The 6,623-nt window shown below is 68.2% G+C and carries 5 protein-coding genes and 1 pseudogene; all 6 read left to right on the forward strand.

Annotated features, from left to right (window positions below; translation table 11 throughout):
• The first annotated feature begins 74 nt into the window (after positions 1–74).
• Entirely contained in the window at positions 75–953 is an 879-nt protein-coding gene (locus SLNSH_RS18010) for a branched-chain amino acid ABC transporter permease (RefSeq protein ID WP_106338403.1), read from the forward strand.
• Positions 954–981: 28 nt separating this feature from the next.
• Positions 982–3,501, forward strand: a complete 2,520-nt coding sequence (locus SLNSH_RS18015) for a branched-chain amino acid ABC transporter ATP-binding protein/permease (RefSeq protein WP_106338404.1) — start codon at positions 982–984, stop codon at positions 3,499–3,501.
• Positions 3,502–3,521: 20 nt separating this feature from the next.
• Positions 3,522–4,472 carry a 3-hydroxyacyl-CoA dehydrogenase gene (locus SLNSH_RS18020; RefSeq protein ID WP_106338405.1) on the forward strand — a complete coding sequence of 317 codons (951 nt, stop codon included), beginning with the start codon at positions 3,522–3,524 and terminating at the stop codon, positions 4,470–4,472.
• 31 nt (positions 4,473–4,503) lie between these two features.
• Positions 4,504–5,427, forward strand: a complete 924-nt coding sequence (gene kce / locus SLNSH_RS18025; RefSeq protein WP_106338406.1) for a 3,5-dioxohexanoate:acetyl-CoA acetone transferase — start codon at positions 4,504–4,506, stop codon at positions 5,425–5,427.
• Between the two features lie 53 nt (positions 5,428–5,480).
• Positions 5,481–5,819 (forward strand): annotated as a pseudogene (locus SLNSH_RS25740) (recombinase family protein); the annotation flags it as partial.
• Positions 5,820–5,906: 87 nt separating this feature from the next.
• A partial coding sequence (locus SLNSH_RS18030; RefSeq protein WP_245422397.1) for a recombinase zinc ribbon domain-containing protein occupies positions 5,907–6,623 on the forward strand: 717 nt, incomplete at its 3' end.

The following is a 6,623-nucleotide window of genomic DNA, read 5'->3' on the forward strand; positions in this document are numbered from 1 at the left end:
CGGCGGGGGCAGTCTCCCGTCGCACGCGACCCCGACCGGCATGAGTCCGCGCCGGGCCACAGGGAACGACGCCATTGACTCTCGTGCTCTTCCTCCAGCAGGTGCTGAACGGCCTCCTTGACGGCGTCTACTACCTGCTGATCGCGCTGGGCCTGTCGCTCATCTTCTCGCTGGGCGGCATCGTCAACCTCGCGCATGGGGCATTCTATGCCATCGGCGCCTACCTGACGCTCGTGCTGTCGCCCTATGTGGGCTTCGGCGGATCCTTGATCCTGTCGCCGGTCGCCGTGGCGCTGCTGGGCGTGCTGATCGAGCGCTTCCTGTTCCGGCGGTTCTACCGATCCGACCCTATCCTGTCGCTGCTGCTCACCTTCGGACTCGCCATGGTGGCAGAGCAGGCCCTGCGGATGATCTTCGGCGCCCCGCCGCTCAGCTATTCGATCCCGCAGGCGCTGCGCGGCCAGATCTTCCTGGGCGACTTCGTCTATTCCTATTACCGCACCGTCCTGCTCGCGATCGCGATCGGCTGCGTGGCGGGCCTGTGGGTGCTGCTCCACAAGACATCTTTCGGCCGAGTGGTGCGGGCCGGCGTGCAAAATCCCGACATGGTCGGCGCGCTTGGCATCTCGCTCGAGCCCTACATGGCGGCGGTGGCGGCGCTCGGCATCGGCCTCGCCGGCCTCGCCGGGGTGCTGCTGGCGCCCATTTACGCGGTCCACCCCGCCATGGGGGCCGAGATCATCACGCCGGCCTTCGTGGTGGTGGTCATAGGCGGGCTGGGGTCCTTCTGGGGCGTCGTGCTGGCGGCCCTGCTGGTCGGGCTGGTCAAGGGCATGATGGTGGCCGTCGGGTACTCCGCCGGATCCACGGCCGCGATCTACCTGCTGATGCTCCTCGTTCTGCTGTTCAGACCGCGCGGCCTGCTCGGCGAGCGCATCACCCGGTTCGAGTGAGGCGCCCATGACGAGTTCTTCATCTGCGATGCTGGCGCGGGTTCCCATGCCGCTGCTGTCTGCCGCCATCGCGCTGGTGCTGCTCCCGGCGGCCCTGCTCTCGCTCGGGCTCACCATGACGTCCGCGACCGAGGTGGTCGTCTACGCCATGGCCTGCATGGCCCTGAACGTTCTCGTGGGCCATACGGGGCTCGTCTCCTTCGGCCACGGCGCCTGGTTCGGCCTCGGCGCGTATGCGGCCGGGCTCATCCAGCGGCACTGGATGCCGGGCGCGTTCTTCGGCCCCACGCTGCTGGCGCTAGCGCTGGTCGGCCTCCTGGCGGCCGCCTTCGGCTCCCTCATCCTGCGCCGGCGCGGCGTCTACTTTTCCCTGCTGACCCTCGCCTTGTCGGCCATGATGTACGTGGTCGCGTTCCGCTGGACCGAGGTGACGGGCGGCGAGAACGGCCTGGCGGGAATCACCAGGCCGGCCTTCGCCGGCGTCGACCTGGAGGCGTCCGCGCCCTACTACTGGTTCGTGGCCGCGCTCGCCTTCGCGGCGCTGATCGGCCTCTGGCGGTTCCACCGCTCGCCGGTCGGCACAGTGCTGGTCGCCATCCGGGAGAACGAGCAGCGCGCCCGCTTCCTGGGCTACCCGACGAACCGCTACAAGCTCGCCGCCTTCGTGCTCTCCGCCGTGCTCACCGGCCTGGCGGGCATCCTGCTGCTCTACAAGAACCGCATGACCTCGGCCGAGCCGATCTCAGTGACGTTCTCTGGCGAGCTTCTCGCCATGGTGGTCATCGGCGGCATGCGCAGCTTCCTGGGGCCGGCGATCGGGGCGCTCTTCTACATCCTGTTTCGCGAATTCCTGTCGATCTACACCGAGAACTGGCTGTTCTGGTTTGGCCTCGTCTTCGTGAGCTTCATCGTGTTCTCGCCCTCCGGGCTGGTCGGCGTGGCCGAACGCTCGCTCGCGCCGTTCCGCAAGAGAGTGGTCGAGGATGCCGCCATGTCGGCGCGCCGCACCGAGGAGATGCCGCTGCCCGACTCGCTGCGCCCGAAGGAGCACGTCCAGGGCGTGGTTCTCGAGGCCACCGGCATCTCCAAGCGCTTCGGCGGCATCGCCGCGGTGCGGGACGTCACGATCAGCATCGGTGACCGGACGCTGCACGCCCTGATCGGTCCCAACGGGGCCGGCAAGACGACGGCGTTCAACCTGCTCTCCGGCATGTTTGCGCCCGATCAGGGCGATGTGCGCCTGCTCGGCCGCTCCATCGTGGGCCGCTCGCCGGAAACCATCGCGTCGGCCGGCATCGGGCGCTCGTTCCAGATCACCAATCTCTTCGCTGGCCTGACCGTGGAGGAGAACCTCCGCCTCGCCGTCCAGGCCCGCCACGCCGGGCGCTTTGGCTTCTGGAAACCGGCGACATCCCTGGACGGGATCGCGGACGAAACGAACCAGATGGTGCGTTATCTCGGCGTCGCCGGCATCGAGCGCGCCGAGGCCGGATCTCTGTCCTATGGCGGGCAGCGGCTGCTGGACATGGGCCTGGCGCTCGCGACCGCCCCCCGCATCCTGCTGCTGGACGAACCCCTGGCCGGCCTCGCGGCCGCCGAGCGCCAGCGGATCGGCGCCATCATCAAGCGCATCTCGGCCGACCTTCCGGTGCTGCTCGTGGAGCACGACATCGACCGCGTGTTCCAGCTGGCCGACCATGTCACGGTTATGAACGACGGGCTCGTGCTGCTCGACGGGACGGTCGAGGACGCCCGGTCGAGCCCGCGCGTCCAGGAGGTCTATATCGGCTCGGGCGCGGCGAGCGTCGCCGCCAAACCTCGCGACACCGCCGCCGAGAACGCCGAATTGCTGACGCTGGACTCGGTCAACACCTTCTACGCCAAGAGCCACATCCTGCGGGACGTCTCGCTCACCGTTCGCAAGAACGAGGTCATCGCCCTGTTGGGGCGCAACGGAGCCGGCAAGTCGACGCTGTTGAAGACCCTCACCGGGATCGCGCCCGCCGCATCCGGCTCCATCCGGCTGTCCGGCGCCGAGCTCGTGGGCCGTCCCTCGGCGCAGTCGGCGCGGCTCGGCGTCGGATACGTGCCCCAGGGGCGCGGATTGTTCGCCGGCATGACGGTAGCGCAGAACCTGGAACTCGGCCGGTTGCGCCGCCAGACTGGCAATGGCGTGCATTGGGAGCTGGAGCGGATCTACGAGTATTTCCCGCGCATCCACGAGCGGCTGGACAGCCCCGCCGACTACCTGTCGGGCGGCGAGCAGCAGATGGTGGCGGTCGCGCGGGCGCTCTCGGGCGACGTGCGCGTGCTGCTCCTGGACGAGCCATTCGAGGGTCTCGCGCCCGCCGTGGTCGAGCAGCTCTTCGAGGCTTTCGACCGGCTGCGGCGCGAGGTCGCCATCATCATCGTCGACCATCACCTCGATCTCGCGCTGGCGCTGTCAGACGCCACCGTGGCGCTCGAACGGGGACAGGTCATCCACTCGGGCCCCTCCAAGGCGTTGCGCGACGATCTCGACCTGCGCCGCAAGGTGCTCTGGCTGTAGATTCATCGCTGAGGTTCGTGATGCCGCATGCTTCAAACACCACGGTCGCCATCGTCGGCGTTGGGCTCATAGGCCGGGCCTGGGCGGCCATCTTCGCCCGCGCCGGCTGGCGGGTGCGCCTCACGGACCCGCATGGCCCGACGCTCGCGGCCGCGCCGGACCTGATCCGGGAGGAGCTCGACAAGCTGGCGCGCCACGGCCTGGCGGACGACCCTCAGGGGGCGGCGGCCCGGATCACGATCGCGGCCTCGCTGGCCGAGGCGCTCGAAGGCGTCTCTTTTGTCCAGGAAAACGGGCCCGAGGTCGTCGAGCAGAAGCAGGCGATCTTCGCCGAGCTGGACCGGCTGGCCCCGCCGGACGCGATCCTGTCCTCCTCCACATCGGCCATCGTGGCGTCGCGCTTCACCGAGGGGCTGCCCGGCCGGGCGCGCTGCATCGTCGCGCATCCGGTGAACCCACCCCACCTCGTGCCTATCGTCGAGCTCTGCGGCGCGCCCTGGACGTCGCCCGAGACCGTGGAGCGCGCCCGGGAGGTGTTCAGCGCCATCGGGCAGGTCCCGATCACGGTGAAGAAGGAGGTCGACGGCTTCATTCTCAACCGCCTGCAGGGCGCGCTGCTGGCGGAAGCCTTCCGGCTCGTCGGCGAAGGCTATGTCTCGGCCGAGGATCTCGACCACACCGTCAAGGACGGCCTCGGCCTGCGCTGGTCGTTCATGGGGCCGTTCGAGACTATCGAGCTCAACGCGCCGGGCGGCATCCCGGACTACTGCGCCCGCTACACCGGCTTCTACAAGGGGCTGGCCGGCGACGTCGCCGGGCCCGAGGTCTACGAGAGCCCCAATATCGACCGTGTGGCGGCCGCCTGGCCGCATGCGGCGACGCCCGAGCGCATCGCCGAGCGCACGCGGTGGCGCAACGAACGGTTGGCCGCCCTCGGTTCCCACAAACGCGCCGCGCCCGACCGCGCCTGAGCCAATCCCATTTCAGGATAGGAAACAGCCGATGAGCCGCAAAGTCATCATCACCTGCGCCGTCACGGGCGCGATCCATACTCCATCGATGTCGCCGGCTCTCCCGGTCACCCCGGAAGAGATCGCGGATGCCGCCATCGGGGCGGCCGAGGCGGGGGCGGCGATCGTCCACCTTCACGCCCGCAATCCCACGACCGGGCAGCCCGACCAGACGCCCGAGGCCTTCGCGCCCTTCCTGAAGGTCATTAAGCAGCGCTCCAACTGCGTCATCAATCTGACGACCGGCGGCGCTCCGACCATGACCGTACAGGAGCGCGTCCGTCCCGCCGCCACCTTCAAGCCGGAGGTCGCCTCCTTGAACATGGGCTCAATGAATTTCGGCCTGTTCGGGATGCTCAACCGCTTCAAAGACTTCAAGCACGAGTGGGAACCGAAGTACCTCGGCAATAAGGACATCCTGTTCCGGAACACCTATCAGGACATCGAATACGTCCTGACCACCCTGTCGGAAACAGGGACGCGTTTCGAGTTCGAGTGCTACGACACCTCGCACCTCTACAACCTTGCCTACTTCCTGGACCGCGGACTCGTGAAGGCGCCGCTCTTCGTGCAGACCGTGTTCGGCCTGATGGGCGGGACCGGGGCCCATCCGGAGGACGTGATGCACATGAAGCGGACGGCGGACCGGCTATTCGGCGACAGGTTCAAGTGGTCCGTCCTTGGCGCCGGGCGTCATCAGCTGCCGATCGCCGCCATGGCGGCCGCTATGGGCGGCAACATCCGCGTCGGGCTGGAGGACTCCCTCTGGGCGGGGCCCGGCAGGCTGGCCCAGTCGAACGCCGAGCAGGTCACCTCAGCGCGCCGCATTATCGAGGGCCTCGGCATGGAGGTCGCCACCCCGGACGAGGCGCGCCAGATCCTGTCGCTCAAGGGCGGCGACAAGGTTGATTTCTGAGGATTACAGGCTACGGCACAAGCCTGAGCCAGGCCCAGACCGAACAGGCGATTCTGGATAGGGCGGCGGACAGCAAAGGAGAGGCGGTTCGCGGCGGGCGGGAGGTCAATTCGGCCGAAGCTGCTGTCGTGGTTCGGATTTTCGAGGAGTTCGCCACTGGCGCCTCGCCGAGGGCGATCGCACGCCAACTGAACGCCGACGCCATCCCCGGCCCTGACGGCCGCCCCTGGCTCGACACCACGATCCGCGGGCATGCCCAGCGGGGCACCGGCATAATCCGCAACGAACCGGCGACGGGCCGCCGGATCTCCAGGCCGAACCCGAAAGCGGCATGGGTCGTCGAAGCCGTCCCCGAGCTGCGCATCATCGACGACGCGCTTTGGGATCGTGTCGCCGAGCGCCTCCAAGTCGTTCAGGCGTCGCCGGCAAGCAAAGCCGTGCGAGAGAGCCGTTTTTGGGAGAAGCGCCGCCCCAAGCACATGCTGACCGGGCTCGTGGTCTACGGCGCCTGCGGCCACCCCCTGGCCGCGGTGGGCCGGGACTACCTCCGCTGCGCCCGAGCCACCCGTCACGGCCTCTGCAAGAACAGGGCGAGCGTTCGCCGTAGCGCACTCGAGTCGATCGTCGTTGAGGCGCTTCAGCACAATGTCACGCAGCCCGAGATCGTAGCCGAGTTTGTGGCGGCCGTGCACGAGGAACTCAACAGGACCCGCGGCGAGGAGACTGCCCAGCGGGCGCGCTTGGAGAAGCGGCAGGCCGCCGTTGACCGCCAGCTCGAAGGCCTGATCACGGCCATTGCCGATGGTTTGCGCTCGCCCGGCCTTCAGGCCCGCCTCGACGCGCTCGAGGCCGAGAGGGCGGACATCGTCAGTCAGTTGCTGAGGCCACCGCCCAGTCCGGTGCGCCTCCACCCCAATCTCGCCGAGCTCTATGGCCGCAAGGTCGCCACCCTGCAGGAAGCTCTCCACGTCGAAGAGACCCGCGCGGAGGCGTTCGAGATCCTGCGAAGCCTCATCGACAAGGTGATCGTTCATGCAAGGGAAGGTGGCGGCGTCGAGATCGAGCTGATCGGCGAGATCGCCAGCATGGTGGAGGCGGCGAGCCCGAACGCAAAAAGCCGCCCCGGGAAGGGCGGCTTGGACGAGTCATTGCGGCGTTCGGTGAAAGTGGTTGCGGGGGCAGGATTTGAACCTGCG

The organism is Alsobacter soli (assembly GCF_003004785.1).
In the GTDB taxonomy this organism is placed as follows: Bacteria; Pseudomonadota; Alphaproteobacteria; order Rhizobiales; family Beijerinckiaceae; genus Alsobacter; species Alsobacter soli.